This is a genomic window from Sphingomonas sp. CCH5-D11, from assembly GCF_001557395.1.
In the GTDB taxonomy this organism is placed as follows: Bacteria; Pseudomonadota; Alphaproteobacteria; order Sphingomonadales; family Sphingomonadaceae; genus Sphingomonas.
The window spans coordinates 34,709-51,568 of record NZ_LSKH01000081.1; the positions used below are offsets into that span (position 1 = coordinate 34,709).

Here is a 16,860-nt window from a genome sequence, read left to right on the forward strand (position 1 = left end):
TCTCTCTTGGTCCTACTCGGCCGCCCCTGCCCCGGCGCCGATCGGCGTCAGGCTGGCTCCCGAAATCTTCTTCACTTCGGCGGCGATGCAAGCGGCGGCACGTTCGGCAGCCGCCACTGGCATGTCGCCCGGCAATTCCATTGTCACGTCAGAGGCGGAGGTCGCTCTCAGCCGCGCTCCGTCTACCCCGCAGGTGTTGGGGATCGACGAAAGCCGCGCTTGCAACTGGTGCTGGTTCGCCGGAGCCGCCTGCGAACAGCCAGCGAAGGCGAGGATCAGCACTGGGGCGGCAAGCCGGCCCGGCCTGATCACCGCAGCGATCCGACAAACCGCTCGAACAGATAAAAGCTGTCCTGCGGCCCTGGGCTTGCCTCGGGATGGTATTGCACGCTGAACGCGGGCTTGTCGGTCAGCTCCAATCCGGCGTTGCTGCCGTCGAACAGCGAGACGTGCGTCTCACGCGCATTGGCCGGCAGGCTGTCGCGCTCGACCGCAAAACCGTGGTTCATGCTGGTGATCTCGACCGCGCCGTCGGCGAGGCGCTTGACGGGATGATTCGCACCGCGATGGCCCTGGAACATCTTGGTCGTGCGCGCGCCAACCGCGAGGCCGAGCAGCTGGTGGCCGAGGCAGATGCCGAACATGGGCTTCCCGGTATCGAGCAGCTTCTGGATCACCGGCACGGCATATTCACCGGTCGCAGCAGGATCGCCCGGACCGTTCGACAGGAAGATGCCGTCGGGGTTCAGCGCCATGATCGCGTCGTAATCGGTCTCGGCCGGTACCACGGACACCTTTGCCCCGGCCTGCACCAGATTGCGGAAGATGTTGTGCTTGCTACCGTAATCGATCGCGACGACATGGGGGCGATGTTCCGGGGCACGTGCTTCGACAGGCTCAGCACGAACGCAGTTAAGAGGATCACCCTTCTCCTCCGTTTGTCCTGAGCTTGTCGAAGGACGGATTTCATAACCGAACCCCAGCCGCCAGATGCCGCCGCTGCGATCCTCACCCCACGTACCATGCGTCTCGCGGGTCACTGCCTTGGCGAGGTCCATGCCCTCCAACCCCGGCCATTCGCGCGCCATCGCCAGCAGCAGGTCCAGGTCAAACTTGCCCTCCGCCGAGTGCGCGATCACGCCGTTGGGGGCGCCGCCACTGCGGATCCGCCGCGTCAGCGCGCGCGTGTCGATTCCGGCCAAGCCAATGCGCGCGTGACGCTTCATCCAGCCGGACAGGTTCTCCGCCGCGCGAAAGTTTGACGGCGCGGTCGGATCCTCGCGCACGATCATGCCCAGAGCGTGCGGCTCGTCCGCTTCCACATCATCGGAATTTGCGCCGACGTTGCCGATATGCGGAAAGGTGAAGGTGATGATCTGACCGGCGAAGCTCGGATCGGTCATGATCTCCTGATAGCCGGTCATGGCGGTGTGAAAGCACACCTCGCCGACGGCCTGACCCTCAGCGCCAAAGCCATGGCCCCACAATACGTCGCCCGATGCGAGAACGAGGACGCCGGTGGCGCCATCGGGTTGAGGCGCGTGCGAGGGCTTGGCGTCGGCCATGGGGGCGGGCACTCCTGGGTAAGCGGCGATGTACGTTAAGAGCGGCGCGCTAAACCCCACCCTCGGCCACGTCAATCTGATATGGGCGGGCGCACCATGATTCGAGACGATATCAAGCAAGCCCAGATCGCCGCCATGAAGGCCGGCGATAAGGAAACCCGCGCCGCGATCGGCCTGATCCAGGCCGCGATCAAGAATCGCGACATCGAGGCCCGCACCGCCACCCAGGCGCCCGACGACGATTCGCTGGTCGTGGAGGTGCTCCAGAAAATGAAGAAGCAGCGGATCGAATCGATTCAGATGTTCCGCAGCGGCGGCCGCGAGGAACTGGCGGCGGCGGAAGAAGCCGAGGTCGCGGTGATCGACCGCTTCCTGCCCAAGCAAATGGACGAGGCGGAAACGTCGGCGGCGATCGAGGCGATTAAGGCGGAAATCGGCGCTTCGGGAATGAAGGACATGGGCCGGGTGATGGCCGAGCTGAAAGCGCGACACGGAAACGTCCTGGATATGTCCAAGGCAAGCGGGTTGGTGAAGGCAGCGTTGGCTTGAGGGCGGGTTAGCGTCCAGGAGACGTGCTTCGACAGGCTCAGCACGAACGGGTTTCTTGCGGCGTTCCACCTTCTTGTCGTACGCCCCTCTCCCGTTCGCCCTGAGCTTGTCGAAGGGCGTGTTCCACGCGCCGCCCTCTCGACCGGTCCAATACTATCTGGCAGACAGGTGGGATGCCGTTCTGGGCCTATCTGCTCCGCTGTTCGGACGGCAGCTTCCATGCTGGGCATACGGATGCCTTGGAGCACCGCATCGGCCAGCATCTGATCGGGCGTGGCAGCGACTATACGGCGCGACGCGAGCCCGTTTCGCTGGTGTGGTGTCAGGATTTTCCCTCGCGGCTTGAGGCGCTTGAGGCCGAGCGCCGCATCAACGGATGGTCTCGGGCGAAGAAGGAAGCGCTCATCGCCGGAGATTGGGAACGGGTGTCGCAACTGGCTGTGGGGTATGGGGCACGTCCTTCGACAGGCTCAGGACGAACGGAATTAGATTTGGCAGCCCCCTCGCCCGTTCGTCCTGAGCTTGTCGAAGGACGTGCCAAGCAGACCGAACAACCATGTCCCTGACCCCCGCCTTCCTCGACGAGCTCCGCGCGCGCACGTCGCTCAGCACGCTGATCGGCAAGACTACCAAGCTCACCAAGGCCGGGCGCGAGTATAAGGGCTGCTGCCCGTTTCATAACGAGAAGACCCCGTCGTTCTACGTCAACGACGACAAGGGCTTCTACCATTGCTTCGGCTGCTCGGCGCATGGCGACGCGATCCGCTGGATGACCGATCAGCGCGGTCTGCCTTTCATTGATGCGGTGAAGGAACTGGCGCAGGCCGCTGGCATGGAGATGCCCGCGCAGGACAGGCGCGCCGCCGAGCGGGCGGAGCGGGCGCAGTCGCTGCATGATGTGATGGCGGCGGCGGCCGATTGGTTTCGCCAGCAGCTCGACGGCCTCGAAGGCGCGCCCGCGCGCGACCTGCTGGAGCGGCGCGGTATTTCCGACGCGACGAAACGCAATTTCGGCTTCGGCTTCGCGCCCGATGCCCGCGGCAAGCTGCGCACCGCGCTCAAGCAGTTCGGCGATGCCATGCTGATCGAGGCCGGGCTGCTCATCAGTGTCGAAGGCAAGGAGCCGTATGATCGCTTTCGCGGCCGCCTGATGATCCCGATCCGCGATGCGCGAGGGCGTGTGATCGCCTTCGGCGGGCGGATCATCGGCGATGGGGAGCCGAAATATCTGAACTCCCCCGACACCCCGCTCTTCGACAAGGGACGGACGCTCTACAACCTCGATCGCGCCCTGCCTGCCGCGCGCAAGGCCGACCGGGTGTTCGTGGTCGAGGGGTATATGGATGCGATCGCCCTGGCACAGGCGGGGATCGGCGAAGTGGTCGCGCCGCTCGGCACCGCGCTGACCGAGCATCAGCTTGAACGACTGTGGCGGATCGCCGACGTGCCGACCCTTTGCCTGGACGGCGACAATGCCGGACAGAAGGCGGCGATGCGGGCGGCTCACCGGGCCCTGCCGTTGCTCGCGCCCGGCCGCAGCCTGCAATTCGTGACCTTACCCGACGGGCAGGATCCGGACGACCTGATCCGCGCGAAGGGCGCGGGCGCCCTCGAGGCGCTGGTCCGGGAGGCGTCGCCGCTGGTCGATCGCCTGTGGGCGCACGAGCTCGCCGCCGAACCGCTCACCACGCCCGAGCAGCGCGCCGGCTTTCGCGCGCGCATGGGTGAGCTTGCCAAGACGATCGGCGATCCCGTGGTGCGATCGGAATATCACGCCGAATTTCGCCGCCGATATGACGAGCAATTCAGCAATCAGCGCCGTCCTTTCGAGCGCGGCCGCTCCTTCGAGCCGCGCCAGCCGTTCGTGCCGCGCCGCCCGGGGCAGAAATGGACGCCGCCTCCCGCCCCCGTCACCGAAGATGCCAAGGCGCTCCATGCTGCCGGCAACATTGATCGTGTTCTCGCCAAGGCCGTTCTGGCCGGGCTGATCCGCCACCCGGTGGAGATTGCCCGCCATATGGAGGTGCTGGGATCGCTTCGGATGGCGGACGGCGCACTTGGCCGGCTGTTCGAAGCTGTGGTCGATGTCGCCTTGGAGGATCGGGAGCTTGATAGCAGCCGCCTTGTCACCATATTGGCCGACAGTGGCTTCGAGGCGGTCGCTCGCGACCTGCTGAGAGCAGATAGAATGCCCTATTCCTTCACGCAGCCGACGGGGGATGTGACGCGCGCCAGGGAAGACCTTGACGAAGCGATCGCGATCCTTGTCGCCCAGCCTGAGGTGGATGCGGCACTGGCTGATGCAACGTCCGCCATGCAGGCGCGCTTCACTGACGAGGCGTTTGAACGGCAGGTGGCGTTGTTGAGAGAGAAACAGGCGCTGGAGCTTCGGCTTGCAAATCTCGTTCAGTCGAACGAAGACGCCCGCGCTTTTGATTCCGAGGACGATTGATGGCGAAGGTTAACGGTAGCGGTGCAGATGAAGGCGCAGAAGTGGCCGATGCCCCGCTGATCGACCTCAATGACGCGGACATCAAGAAGATGATCGCCCGTGCGAAGAAGCGCGGGTACATCACCTACGAACAGCTGAACGCCGCTTTGCCGCAGGATCAGATGTCGAGCGACCAGCTCGAGGACATCATGTCCGCGCTCAACGAAATGGGCGTGAACATCGTCGAGAACGAGGAACAGGGCGAGGACGGCGAGGAACAGGAGCAGGCCGAGGACGAGGTCGAAGCCGTCGACGGCGAGCCGGACAATGCGCCGGTTCCTGAAAAGAAGAAGGAAACGGTCGACCGCACCGACGATCCGGTGCGCATGTACCTGCGCGAGATGGGCGCGGTGGAGCTGCTGTCGCGCGAGGGCGAGATCGCCATCGCCAAGCGGATCGAGGCCGGCCGCGACACGATGATCATGGGGCTGTGCGAATCGCCGATCACCTTCAACGCGATCATCGACTGGTCCACCCAGCTCAACGAAGGCACGATGCAGCTGCGCGAGATCCTCGATCTCGATGCGATGCTTTCCAAGGGGCCGTCGGCCGAGCAGGTCGAGGGCGCCGAGGAAGACGATAACGGCGAGATCAGCGAAAAGACCGCCGGCGCCAGCTTCAAGGAAGAAGACGAGCCCGAGGAAGCGTCATCGGACGATGACGACGACATGACCGAGCGCCGCGCGCCGCGGCCGTCGGACGATGAGGAAGAGGACAACACCCTCAGCCTCGCGCAGATGGAGGAAACGCTCAAGCCAATGGCGCTTGAGAAGTTCGCCAACATCACGTCGATCTACAAGAAGTTCTCCAAGATGCAGCAGGGCCGGCTCGACGCCATGGGCGGCGGCACCGAGCTGACCACGGCCGACGAGCGCAAGTATCAGAAGCTGCGCGAGGAACTGACTGCGGAAGTCGAAAGCGTTCAGTTCCACAACGCGAAGATCGAATATCTCGTCGATCAGCTCTACAGCTACAACCGTCGCCTCACCGCTCTGGGCGGGCAGATGCTGCGTTTGGCGGAGCGCCACAAGGTCAGCCGCAAAGATTTCCTTGATCGCTACATGGGCCATGAGCTGGACGATACGTTCCTCGCCACGGTCAACGGGCTCGACAAGAAGTGGACCGCCTTTGCCACCAACGAGGCGGGCACGGTGGAGCGCATCCGGACTGAGATCGCCGAGATATCGCAGCAGACCGGCATGGCGCTTGGCGAGTTCCGTCGCATCGTCAACATGGTTCAGAAGGGCGAGCGCGAGGCGCGCATCGCCAAGAAGGAAATGGTCGAGGCCAACCTGCGCCTCGTGATCTCCATCGCCAAGAAGTACACCAACCGCGGCCTGCAGTTCCTGGACCTCATCCAGGAGGGCAACATTGGCCTGATGAAGGCGGTGGATAAGTTTGAGTATCGCCGCGGCTACAAGTTCTCGACCTATGCGACGTGGTGGATCCGCCAGGCGATCACGCGCTCGATCGCCGATCAGGCGCGCACCATCCGTATCCCGGTGCACATGATCGAGACGATCAACAAACTGGTCCGCACCAGCCGCCAGTTCCTGCACGAGCAGGGCCGCGAGCCCACGCCCGAGGAAATGGCGGAGCGCCTCTCCATGCCGCTGGAGAAGGTGCGCAAGGTGATGAAGATCGCCAAGGAGCCGATCTCTCTCGAAACGCCAATTGGCGACGAGGAGGATTCGCACCTGGGTGACTTCATTGAGGACAAGAATGCCGTCATCCCGGTGGATGCCGCGATCCAGGCGAACCTCAAGGAGACGGTTACGCGCGTGCTGGCGTCGCTCACTCCGCGTGAAGAGCGCGTGCTGCGCATGCGTTTCGGCATCGGCATGAACACCGATCACACGCTGGAGGAAGTAGGCCAGCAGTTCTCGGTCACGCGCGAGCGTATCCGCCAAATTGAGGCAAAGGCGCTGCGCAAGCTGAAGCACCCGAGCCGCAGTCGGAAGATGCGCAGCTTCCTCGATCAGTAAGTCTGCCTCTGAAAGCGTTTCGATAGGGCGGGAAGAGCAATCTTCCCGCCTTTTTTTCGTCACCGGCGCCGTCAGCGGATGACCAGGAGTGGCGCCGTCACAAGCCGTTGGCTTGTGGCGCGACGGCTGGAGTGGGAGCTCGCCGCCGCGCCACGTGCACACCGGTTCAGCGGAGGGGACCATCTCCACTCGAACCGGACCGAACCGTCCAAAGGACGCTTTCGGTGGCAGTGAAAGCGGCGGACCGGCGGGGGACGAGAGCGGGTCGGCGCGTTCACTGGCAAGGAGAACGGGTAAACCGCTCTCCCATGCAGAATTATTCGTCGCAAAACCTTACAATTTGACGGCGCGGCGGTGCCGGCCAATATCAGCAAATACGTAAAACTTAGCTCGCGAAGTATCTCGGCGCTGACGAGATATCTGCACCGTTTTGGCAGCGATCTCGAATTCACGTCCCCTGCTCATGCCAATTCGGCATGATCTACTTGTCCGGCACGATTCGGTCCCACAGTCTGCAACCATGGCCAAACACGCTTCTCAAACCGCCGGGATCGAACAGCAGGTGACGGCGTCGGATCTCGTCCGCCACTTCGGGATCTGGCAGGATCGGGCGACGCGCGCGCCTGTATACATCCTTCACCGTGGACGGCCGCGACTGGTCCTGACCTCGCTGGATGTCATGGATGCGCTATGTGCGCCTCATACCAGCAAGCCTGTCAACGGCAGTCACCTCAAGACGTTGCTGGAAGCCGTTGCCGAGATGATTGTCCTGCTTGGGCCGGAGCACAATGTGGTCGGCGCCAGTCGCGGTGCCCGCGGGTATTTCGGTGACTTGGTGGAGAATGGCGCACCGTTGACCGGCCTGTGCGCGCCTTCCGACGAGGCACTGCATACGGCCGTGATGCGTGTTTCCGAGTCTGGCCTGTCCGAAACGGTCGAATGTCGCTCCGCCCGATTTCCCGATCGCCTGTTGGCCTTCACCATCAACAGCGGCCCCGGCGGCAGCGTTCTGCAGGTTCAGGACGCGACGGCGCTGGAGGAACGCCAGCATTGGCGCGACCGGCACGAGTCCCTCTTCCGGGCCAGCGAGGCTGCCGGGGGTGCGGCGGCGATCGTCAACCTGCGTGGCCGGATCGATTATGCCTCACCAAAGCTGGCGTCCCTCACCGGCGCAACCGTGGAGGCGCTGACGGCAGCCCGCCTCGTCTCGCTCGTCACCGTGGGAGATCGCAGCCGGCTGGGCGATGCGTTTGAGGCGGCTATCGATCAGCGATCACCGCAATCGCTGGAGGGCTCCGTCCTTGTCGGCGGTGCCGCCTTGCGCCGCGTCATGATCGGCCTGGCACCGCTGCTCAGTGCCGGCCATGTCGTGGGGGTGACGGTCGTGATGAACGCCTCGGAAGCTTAATGAGCTGTTAACCTTGTTGTGACACCCACCCGTCCGGACTTCACCGGGAGGGCAATGAAGCGTGGCGTCGAATGCGGGAGTTGAAGGCAATCGCTGGTCGCTCGATCAAATCGTGGATCGAGAAGGAACGCTGTCCTGCAATCATGCTGTTGCGATCTGCACCTCTAACGTCGCGACGCGGGATCTTGCGGATGCCGTCCATGCCTTGTGCCAGCTTCACGGATCGGCGCCCGGGATTGTCGAGCTGGCGTCGCGGGCGGACAGCGCAGCATCGGCTATCCCCTGGCTGGCGGAGGCTGCGGCCGTTTTTGACCAGGAACGCAACCTTCTGATCACCCTTACGGCCGCCGTGGGGCCGATCCCGTCCACGCCGCGTCATGCGCAATCGGAAGCGGCGATCAGCGCACAGCGTCACGCCCTGGGCATATTGGCGCAATCGAGCCGTGCGGGCTGCGCAATCGGAGCCGCATTGGCGCTGCTTCTGGAATGGCATGCAATCCGGCAGATACTGACGGCCGCGGCCCGGCGGACCGGCGTCGCTCTGTTGCCGCACAACCTGCCCACCCGCGACGCGCTTGTCGTCGCTGCACAGAGCATCGCCACCAATCCTGCGCACGGTCGTGCGCTCGCCTTTGGCGCCGAGCAACTCGCGCTGCAGCATCATGGGCTCTGGCAATTGCTTGCGTCCCGTGCGGAGGCACGCAACGCGCTTTGATAGCGTTCGACGGCAAGCTGCTTGCACCTGCCGATATTTTCCCGCATCCCAAACCGGATATTCGAACGAGACGGGATGAGGGCATGAAGCGTTTCGAAGGCACGCAGAGCTATGTCGCGACTGACGATCTGAAGGTCGCGGTAAATGCCGCCGTCATGCTGCGGCGGCCGCTGCTGGTGAAGGGCGAGCCGGGCACGGGCAAGACCGTACTCGCTTACGAAATCGCCAAGGCGACCGGCGCGCCGCTGATCGAGTGGAACGTGAAGTCCACCACCAAGGCACAGCAGGGCCTCTACGAATATGATGCTGTCGCCCGTCTGCGTGACGGTCAGCTCGGCGACGAGCGCGTTCACGACATCTCCAACTACATTCGGAAGGGCAAGTTGTGGGAAGCGTTCACCGCGCCGCAGCTTCCCGTCCTGCTGATCGACGAAATCGACAAGGCCGATATCGAATTCCCAAACGACCTGTTGCAAGAACTCGATCGCATGGAATTCCACGTCTACGAGACGAAGGAGACCGTGCGAGCCGCCGAGCGGCCGATCGTTGTCATCACCTCGAACAATGAAAAGGAGCTTCCCGACGCTTTCCTGCGCCGTTGCTTCTTCCACTATATTAAGTTCCCGGATCGCGAGACGATGCAGGCCATCGTCGATGTCCACTTCCCCGGGATCCAGCGCATGCTCGTAAGCAAGGCGATGGATATCTTCTACGAGGTTCGGGACGTGCCGGGGCTGAAGAAGAAGCCGTCGACCAGTGAGCTGCTCGACTGGCTGAAGCTGCTCCTGCACGAGGATATGCCGCTTGAGGTGCTGCAGAATCGCGATCCGACGAAGGCAATTCCGCCGCTGCATGGCGCGCTGCTGAAGAATGAGCAGGACGTGATGCTGTTCGAACGGCTCGCATTCATGGCCAAGCGACAGGCGAACAAGGGCTGAGCCGCTGCGCCGATGATCGCTAGGGCTCTGCCGCTGCGATCATCGGCGATCACATAGGCAGTGGGTGGCGGGCGCCATTCCTGCCCGCCTCGAACTTTCCTATGGTGGTCGCCACTCGCGCCGCTACACAAGCCTGTGTTTCTGGCCTTGCTCCTTGCCGCTGCCACCGCCGCAGCGCCCCTGCCCCCCATCTCGCCCGCCGCGCAGCCGCGGGGGAGCTCGGCGCTGGCGCCGGATGCCGAAAGCCGCTGGGTTCCCTTCGATCTTACCCCTGGCAACCAGCTGCGCTTTTCCGTCGAGATCGACGGGCGCGCCGCCACCGCCATCCTTGACACCGGCGTCAGCTATTCGGTGCTGTCGCGCCGCTTTGCGGAACAAGCGGCCCTGAAGGTTACCTCCGGTGGCAGCGCCACCGCGATCGGCGGCATCGTGTCGATCGGCTGGACGGCCACGCGGAAGGTAAGCTTCGGTAGCCTGACGCGACAGGGCGGTGGCCTGGCCGTGGCCACGCTCCCCGCGCTGGCGACCGGTAGCGCGGAGCCGGTCGACCTTCTCGTCGGCCGTGATCTCATCGAGAAATTCGCACTCGATCTCGACTATGCCGGCCGCCGCTTCCGCCTGTTGCCCAGTGGGCGGATGCCATTCCGCGGGTTCACGGCACCTTTGACGATCTCCCGCGATCGCCTGGTCTATGTCAGCGCGCTCAGCCTTGGCGCCGCTCATCTTCAGCCGATGATTGTGGATACAGGCGACGGATCATCCGTCACCGTCACCGATGCGGGATGGACAGCGGCGAAGATCGCCGGGGTGCGCACCACCACCACCATTTCCTTCGGCCTGGGAGGAACGGTCACCAGCACCATTGGGATCGTGCCAACGCTCCGTCTCGGTGAGCTAACGGCGCGCAACGTGGAGGTGCGGGTAGAGCGCGCCGGGGGCTTTTCCGAAACGATCCAGTCAGCCGGAAGGATCGGATCGGGCTTCCTCCAGAACTATCGCGTGCTTCTTGATCCGGCCGCGCGTCGCATGATCCTGGCGCCGGGAGCCACCGCTGATCGGCCGCCCCTGCGCTCCACCAGCGGCTTGCTGGTCGGATCCGATCGTGATCGTCTGCGCGTCCTCCACGTCATGCGCGGCGGCCCTGCGGAGCGGGATGGCTGGTCGGCGGGGGAGACGATCTGCGCGATCGACGGTCAGCCGATCCCGCGTGATTACGCGACCAACCCCCTTGCCACCTGGTCCGCGGGCACACCGGGCCGCATGGTCCGGCTGCGCTTGTGCGATGGCCCGGAGCGGCAACTGACGCTGCAGCATTTTTACTGACCTGGCCGCCGCTCGCCCTCACTGGCGAAACGCCCGGTTGAACTGATCGATCAGCGGCTTCACCAGATAGCTCATCAGCGTGCGCCGCTGGGTCTGCATATAGGTTTCCACCGGCATGCCGGCCTTCAGGGTCAACCCGCCCAGCTTGCGCACCTCGGCTTCCGGCACGCGCAGACGTATCTGATAAAAGGGCGCACCGGTCCTCTCGTCGCTCTTTCGATCCGCGCCGATGTAGAAAACATGCCCCTTCAGCTCCGGCGTGGTCTGGGCGCTGAATGCGGAAAAGCGCATCCTTGCCTCCTGCCCGACGTGAAGCTGGTCGATGTCGGTGGGATCCACCGCGACATTCACGATCAACGGCTCGAAATCAGGTACGATCTCCATGATTGTTTCGGCCGGAGGCACTACGCCGCCGATCGTTTGATAACCCAGATTGTCGACCACGCCATCATAGGGCGCGCGCAGCAGCGAGCGTTCGGACGCATCGCTCGCGGCAATGGATCGCACGCGTTGATCGCCAAGCTGCGCCACGACGCCAGCCAGCTCCTGCCCAGCCTGCACGCGGGCGTTGCGTTCCGCCTCGATGGCCGACTGGCGCAGTTCCGCGATACGGGCTCGCTTTTCCGCGATCCGCGCGCGCAGCGCCGCAATGCTCCCGTTCAGCTCGGCCGCCGTCCGTTCGAGCTGGTTGACCCGTGCCACCGTGACGAGCTGGCGGGCGTATAGGCCGCGTAGCGCCTCCAGTTCCGGAGTGAGAAAGGTGCGCTGGTTCTCCGCGCCCTGCAGCTGTGCGCCGGTCGCCGCGACATCCTGCTGCGCCTGATAGATCCTCTCGCGAATGGCGTCCTGCTCCGTCGCGCGAAGCGATCTACGCGCGGCGAACAGACGATCGGCCTCCGCCATGGCCATCCGGGCTGAGCCCTCGCCGCTGGCGACAAGCGCCTGCGGATAATGGATCGCCGCGGCTCCGTCGCGCTCCGCGGTCAAGCGCGCCTGCGCCGCCAGTAATTGCTCCAGCGACTGGCCTAGAGTCGCCGCACTGTCGCCGCTCACGCGATTGTCAAAGCGCATGACCGGCTGGCCCTTGCGGACCCGGTCCCCCTCTCGGACGTACAATTGCGCGATCACGCCGCCGCTCGGATGCGCCACCCGCTTGACGCTGGATTCAACTGATAGCCGGCCGTTGCCGATCACGGCCCCGGTCACCCTGATCACCGACGTCATCATTGCGATAATCAGAACCAGCACCAAAATCAGGATCACCGCCTGGCGCAGGCTGCGATCAAGCGCCCGTTGCGGATCATGCGAAGCAGTCGGTTCGAACAGCGACGATCCGGATAGATCCAGGGCGATTTCTCCTGACATGGCCATCACTCCACCAGCGGCGCATCGGCCAGCGTTTCCCGGGGCTCGGCAAAGACTGACACGCTCGCCAGGCGTTCCGCCTCGCGCCGCTGTCGCTCGACCATCTTTCCGCGCACCTCTTCCGTCGTGCCAAATTCGAGCACGCCGCCATGCCGCAAAACAAGAACGTGGCTGGCACTATCGATGATCGACGCCGCATCTCCCGTAACGATCGTCACGGCGCCTCGCGCCCGAAGGCGGGCGAGGCAGCGGCGCAGTGCGAGATGGCCGTCATTGTCCTGAAAAGAGGCTGGATTATCCAGCAACACGAGAAAGGGCTCGCCAAACAGCGCGCGCGCCCAAGCGATCCGTTGCTGCAGCGACAGCGCCAGCGGCAGCGCCCCCGGCTCAGCGATCATCGTGTCATAACCATCGGGCAAGCGGACGATATCGTCGTGCACGCCGGCCACCTGCGCCGCGCGGATGATGGCCTCGCCAAGTTCGGACCCGAAACCCGAGATGTTCTGCGCGACGGTGCCCCGCAGCAATCCGGGAAGCTGCGGGAGATAGCCAACATGCTGGCGCAGCGCAGCGCGGTCCCACTGGTTCAACGCCGCACCGTCCAGCCGCACATAGCCGGACGCATTGGGGATCTGACCGATTAGCGCTTCCAACAGCGTCGACTTCCCGCCTGCCGCCGGCCCGATCACCGCCACCACATCGCCGGCCGTAGCATTGAACGTCACGTCCTGAAGCGTCAGTCGCCGCGTTCCGGCTACCGGCACAGTGAGGCCGCTCACGTCAAGCTCTCGCGCCGGTCGGGGCAACGCGACCATGGCGGTGGCGGCATTGGGTTGCGCCTCCGCCGCGAGCAAAACCTTCCACTCCGGCGCTGCGAACATCAACGTCGGAAGATGAGCCGCGAGGCGACGCAGGGGCTGAAAGACAAGACACGTCATCAGCAATGTGACGGCAAGCGCGCCGATGCTCGCGGCGTCGCTGGCAACGATTGACGTTGCCGCCGCCGCCGAACCGGCGAGGGAGAAGCCGGCCAGAAGACTGATGGCGCCAAGCGCCCGCCCCTCCGCCGCAGCAGCCTCGGCATCCGACAGCGCGACCGTGCGTCGGTGGGAGCTCGCGACCGCCATCGCCCGCTCGTACAATCCGAGCTGCCCGAGATATTGGCGATTGGTCGACACGATCAACGCCGCACCATCGCGCGTACGGCGAGCCACATCGAGCCGGCCGAAGCGTCTGACGGCATTCGCCTCGATCGACAGGATGACTAGGCCGAGAACAGCTCCGACCAGCGGGATTGCCGCTATCCAGCCGCCGATCAGGGCCAGGCCGCCGATCACGAGCGGGATTGCCGCAGCATCGACGAAAGCCGCCGCGCCGCCGCGGAGGAGAGCCTCGCGCAAAGCATCCTGCTCGATGTGGTTCAGTCGTTCTCCGGCCGCGTCACAGGCCGCGGCCAAGGCCGCGAGCGCCTGTCGTCTTGTCTGCAAGACATACGCGTGACCAATCACGAGCACGCCTGCCATGGCCGCCAGCCCCGCCAGCGTCTCTCCGCTCCTTCCAGGAAGCGCGACGTCCAGCAGCAGCATCACGTACAGACAATAGCCTGCCAGGATCACCCACATCGCCAGGGTAAGCAGGGCCACCGACATGGCGGCGGTTCGGCCTGAGGCGCGAACGGTCTGGCTGCTCCGGGCGCTTCCGGTCAGGACGGGCTTCAGCAGCCGCGGCATGCATGATCCTTCGCTATCCCGCGCCTCAAGATCAGGCTTGGTCGCGGGCTGTGACAATGCGAAGAGGGACGCCACACGAATGCAGCGCCCCTCCCGCCGGGGGACCTGATTGTGATTCAAACGGGCGAGAGCTCGCTCACGAAGGCGTTGTAACCCTGGCTGATGCGGAGGGTCTGCGTACACCCAGCGCCATTGTCGAAGCTGATCATCAGGAGATCCGCCCCGGCGCTGCCGGTGAAGGTGATGCGCCCTCCCGAGGCCTCACAGGCGGCGGCAAGCCCGGCAAAGCTGGAGATGATCGCCGAGTCACCAGCGGCAAAGCCGTTCAGGCCAGCCGCGTCCGTGTTGAACAGGCCATTGTACTTGCCGAAGACCAAAGTATCGCCATCAGCGAAGTTCAAATCGTAGATTGCGTCTACGTCCGTCGGATCTGTCAGACTGCCGATCTGGTCGCCAAAGAACCGGAACTGATCGCCACCAGCGCCGCCCCAAAGCTTGTCTTCGCCCGCGCCGCCGATCAGAATGTCAGCGGTTTTACCACCACGAAGAACGTCATTGCCGTCCCCACAGGTGACCATTGATCCGGAAACGGATGCCCGCAGATCATCGTCTGTAGCATCGTTCCCAGCGACATAATCCACCATGTTACCCTCCTGAACCATTAACGTGAACGGCCTTCCCGCTCGAGGACGCGGCACCTACCGAGTCTTCAACAACACTATGCCGTTGAAATAAATGCCGACCAGAGAGGGACGTATCGATAATGGACGCAACACTTCGTCAATTACGCTTCCTGATGTTTTCGGGGACAGCCGTTGATGTATGTTTCCCTATTCTGCTTGTGTTCCTTGGAGAATACTGGCCGGCTGCGGACCGTAGGATAGGGCTCGTCCATCCCGCAGCATCAGAACATTGTCCACCGCCACCAGAACGGAGGGTCGGTGTGCCACCAGCACCACGATGGCCCCTCGCGCTTTGACGGAGCGGATCGCTTGGATCAGCGCTGCCTCACCGACAGAATCCAGGTTCGCATTGGGCTCGTCGAGGAGGATCAGGAACGGGTCGCCATAAAGCGCGCGGGCGAGCGCAATTCGCTGCCGCTGCCCTCCTGACAGTCTCCTGCCGTCGATCCCGACCTCGGTATTGTAACCGTCGGGTAGCGCCTGGATCATGTCTCCAACGCCAGCCTGCTCGGCGGCAGCGATGATCCGCTCCGGGGTGCTGGACGGATCGAAGCGGGCGATGTTCTGGGCGATGGTCCCGGGAAGGAGCTCCACGCTCTGGGGAAGATAGCCGATACCGCGGCCAAGCACTTGGCGCGACCATTGAGACATCATCGCCCCGTCCAGCCGCACCGCGCCGCTGAGCGGCGGAAGGCTTCCCGCCAGCCCGCGCAATAGCGTCGACTTGCCCGAGCCGCTCGGCCCCAGGATTGCTACTGCTTCACCGGCATAGGCGAGGAAGCTTATGCTCCACACCAGCGGCTTGTCGCTGCCGGGCGGGGCTAGGGTCAGGGCTTCGGCGGAAAGCGATTGCGATGGCGGGGGCAGCATCTGGACAGGCTGCCGTTCTCCATCGAACGCCATGATGTCGCCCAGTCGCCGCCAGCTCTGGCGGGCAGCGACAAAGCCGCGCCAGTTCGCGATGGTCGCCTCGATCGGCGCCAGCGCGCGCGAGGACAGGATCGAGCTGGCGAAAATGACGCCGCCACTCGCCTCTCCACTCAGCACCAGCAACGCGCCGACGGTCAGCACGCCTGATTGCAGGAAGAGGCGGAACATCCGGCTGGCGGTGACCAAAGCGCTGGCCTTGCCGCTCATCGTCACCTGCGCGTCGCGATAGGCTCCGTTGGCCTCGCGCCAGATGCCTTGCAATTGCCCCTGCATCCCCATGGCGTGGATCGCCTCGGCGTGACGGCGGCTGGTATCAATGGCTTGCTGGCGATTCCGGTTCAGCCGGACAAGCTCCGCCATGGTTGCCTGGGTGGCGCGTTCAGACAGCAGCGTCAGCGCGATCAGCACCCCCGCCCCCAGCAGCACCGTTGCCCCTAGCCATGGATGCAGCAGGAACAGCACGCCAACGAAGAACAGCACCCATGGCAGGTCGACCAGTGCGACGGGTCCCGGCCCGCCCAAAAAGCCGCGCACCTGATCGATGTCCCGGATCGGTTGTCCCGGATCCTGCGCCGGATAAAGCCGGGCCAGCGTGACCACCAGGTCGTGCGCCTTTGCTTCCAGCTGCAGGTCCACGCTGCTCGCCAGATGGATCAGCAATTGCCCGCGCACGGCATCGAGCAGGCCCTGGAACACGTAAGCCGCAATGACCATCAGCAGCAGCCCGATCAGCGTCGGTATGCTTCTGCCGGGGATAACGAAGTCGTAGACCAGCATCATGTAAAGCGAACCGGCAAGCAGCAACACGTTCAGAAATGCGCTGACGATCCCTATGCCCAGAAAGGTTCGGCGTAGCAGCGGCATGATTGGCGCGAGTCGATGGTCGGAACCGCCGGCGAAGTTGCTCTTCATCATGTTTCGCCGAAATCCGCAGCAAAGTTTACGTGCACACTGGTTGCGCTTGTACCAGTGATAAACGCCCGGAACGGATCTCCGGGCAAGATACGCTGCCAGCAGTGCCGCCATTTCGGACACTTCTATTCACATCCAGGCAACCGAAGGCGCTATGCCGTTACGGCAATGATCGCCGACGAACGAAGCAGGTTCGCGCGATACTTCGGGGGAGTAAAGTCACCGTGCTTCGTCTGCGCACATCTATTGGTGATATTGCACCCTGG

At 64.0% G+C, this 16,860-nt stretch carries 14 protein-coding genes; 8 read left to right on the forward strand and 6 right to left on the reverse strand.

The features are described from left to right. Positions 1-12: 12 nt before the first annotated feature. Together AX702_RS04870 and carA are read right to left on the reverse strand one after the other, a co-directional pair. Positions 13-312: a hypothetical protein gene (locus AX702_RS04870; protein WP_066776840.1), complete on the reverse strand. Its 300-nt coding sequence runs from the start codon at positions 310-312 to the stop codon at positions 13-15. Then, positions 309-1,565, reverse strand: a complete 1,257-nt coding sequence (gene carA / locus AX702_RS04875) for a glutamine-hydrolyzing carbamoyl-phosphate synthase small subunit (RefSeq protein ID WP_066776841.1) — start codon at positions 1,563-1,565, stop codon at positions 309-311. The genes AX702_RS04870 and carA overlap by 4 nt, the downstream gene beginning before the upstream one ends. A gap of 96 nt (positions 1,566-1,661) precedes the next feature. Between carA and AX702_RS04880 the strand changes: the two genes are divergently transcribed. The 8 genes from AX702_RS04880 (at position 1,662) to AX702_RS04915 (ending at position 10,974) form a co-directional block, all read left to right on the forward strand. After that, on the forward strand, positions 1,662-2,114 hold the full coding sequence (locus tag AX702_RS04880) for a GatB/YqeY domain-containing protein (protein ID WP_066777093.1): 453 nt from the start codon (positions 1,662-1,664) through the stop codon (positions 2,112-2,114). A 173-nt stretch (positions 2,115-2,287) separates the two neighbouring features. Beyond that, positions 2,288-2,680 carry a GIY-YIG nuclease family protein gene (locus tag AX702_RS04885; protein ID WP_082745984.1) on the forward strand — a complete coding sequence of 131 codons (393 nt, stop codon included), beginning with the start codon at positions 2,288-2,290 and terminating at the stop codon, positions 2,678-2,680. After that, positions 2,671-4,566: a DNA primase gene (gene dnaG / locus AX702_RS04890; RefSeq protein WP_066776844.1), complete on the forward strand. Its 1,896-nt coding sequence runs from the start codon at positions 2,671-2,673 to the stop codon at positions 4,564-4,566. Before AX702_RS04885 ends, dnaG begins: the two co-directional genes overlap by 10 nt. Continuing rightward, a complete protein-coding gene (gene rpoD / locus AX702_RS04895; protein WP_066776847.1) occupies positions 4,566-6,590 on the forward strand; it encodes an RNA polymerase sigma factor RpoD in 2,025 nt (674 codons plus the stop codon). The genes dnaG and rpoD overlap by 1 nt, the downstream gene beginning before the upstream one ends. 520 nt (positions 6,591-7,110) lie before the next feature. Next, positions 7,111-7,998, forward strand: coding sequence for a PAS domain-containing protein (locus tag AX702_RS04900; RefSeq protein ID WP_066776849.1), 888 nt, complete (start codon positions 7,111-7,113; stop codon positions 7,996-7,998). A 61-nt stretch (positions 7,999-8,059) separates the two neighbouring features. Next, the gene (locus AX702_RS04905) at positions 8,060-8,713 is read left to right on the forward strand and encodes a DUF6975 family protein (RefSeq protein ID WP_066776855.1); all 654 of its coding nucleotides are present in this window, start codon (positions 8,060-8,062) and stop codon (positions 8,711-8,713) included. 83 nt (positions 8,714-8,796) lie between these two features. Continuing rightward, a complete protein-coding gene (locus AX702_RS04910; RefSeq protein ID WP_066776858.1) occupies positions 8,797-9,651 on the forward strand; it encodes an AAA family ATPase in 855 nt (284 codons plus the stop codon). A 135-nt stretch (positions 9,652-9,786) separates the two neighbouring features. Beyond that, entirely contained in the window at positions 9,787-10,974 is a 1,188-nt protein-coding gene (locus AX702_RS04915) for an aspartyl protease family protein (protein WP_231731725.1), read from the forward strand. Positions 10,975-10,992: 18 nt separating this feature from the next. Here AX702_RS04915 and AX702_RS04920 read toward each other — a convergent pair whose 3' ends face one another. The 4 genes from AX702_RS04920 to AX702_RS04935 all read right to left on the reverse strand — a co-directional run bounded on the left by AX702_RS04920 (position 10,993) and on the right by AX702_RS04935 (position 16,594). Then, complete coding sequence (locus AX702_RS04920; protein ID WP_197420495.1) at positions 10,993-12,339, reverse strand: HlyD family type I secretion periplasmic adaptor subunit; 1,347 nt, start codon at positions 12,337-12,339, stop codon at positions 10,993-10,995. 5 nt (positions 12,340-12,344) lie between these two features. Continuing rightward, complete coding sequence (locus tag AX702_RS04925; RefSeq protein WP_066776870.1) at positions 12,345-14,069, reverse strand: ATP-binding cassette domain-containing protein; 1,725 nt, start codon at positions 14,067-14,069, stop codon at positions 12,345-12,347. A gap of 116 nt (positions 14,070-14,185) precedes the next feature. Continuing rightward, positions 14,186-14,713: a hypothetical protein gene (locus AX702_RS04930; protein WP_066776874.1), complete on the reverse strand. Its 528-nt coding sequence runs from the start codon at positions 14,711-14,713 to the stop codon at positions 14,186-14,188. A 186-nt stretch (positions 14,714-14,899) separates the two neighbouring features. Continuing rightward, positions 14,900-16,594, reverse strand: coding sequence for a type I secretion system permease/ATPase (locus AX702_RS04935; protein WP_066777099.1), 1,695 nt, complete (start codon positions 16,592-16,594; stop codon positions 14,900-14,902). Positions 16,595-16,860 lie beyond the last annotated feature (266 nt).

What these genes read in the sequence shown, in the direction of transcription:
- carA (WP_066776841.1), bottom strand. Translation starts at nt 1,565, where the DNA reads ATGGCCGACGCCAAGCCCTCGCACGCGCCTCAACCCGATGGCGCCACC.
- AX702_RS04880 (WP_066777093.1), top strand. Translation starts at nt 1,662, where the DNA reads ATGATTCGAGACGATATCAAGCAAGCCCAGATCGCCGCCATGAAGGCC.
- AX702_RS04885 (WP_082745984.1), top strand. Translation starts at nt 2,288, where the DNA reads ATGCCGTTCTGGGCCTATCTGCTCCGCTGTTCGGACGGCAGCTTCCAT.
- dnaG (WP_066776844.1), top strand. Translation starts at nt 2,671, where the DNA reads ATGTCCCTGACCCCCGCCTTCCTCGACGAGCTCCGCGCGCGCACGTCG.
- rpoD (WP_066776847.1), top strand. Translation starts at nt 4,566, where the DNA reads ATGGCGAAGGTTAACGGTAGCGGTGCAGATGAAGGCGCAGAAGTGGCC.
- AX702_RS04900 (WP_066776849.1), top strand. Translation starts at nt 7,111, where the DNA reads ATGGCCAAACACGCTTCTCAAACCGCCGGGATCGAACAGCAGGTGACG.
- AX702_RS04910 (WP_066776858.1), top strand. Translation starts at nt 8,797, where the DNA reads ATGAAGCGTTTCGAAGGCACGCAGAGCTATGTCGCGACTGACGATCTG.
- AX702_RS04920 (WP_197420495.1), bottom strand. Translation starts at nt 12,339, where the DNA reads ATGTCAGGAGAAATCGCCCTGGATCTATCCGGATCGTCGCTGTTCGAA.
- AX702_RS04925 (WP_066776870.1), bottom strand. Translation starts at nt 14,069, where the DNA reads ATGCCGCGGCTGCTGAAGCCCGTCCTGACCGGAAGCGCCCGGAGCAGC.
- AX702_RS04930 (WP_066776874.1), bottom strand. Translation starts at nt 14,713, where the DNA reads ATGGTGGATTATGTCGCTGGGAACGATGCTACAGACGATGATCTGCGG.
- AX702_RS04935 (WP_066777099.1), bottom strand. Translation starts at nt 16,594, where the DNA reads ATGAAGAGCAACTTCGCCGGCGGTTCCGACCATCGACTCGCGCCAATC.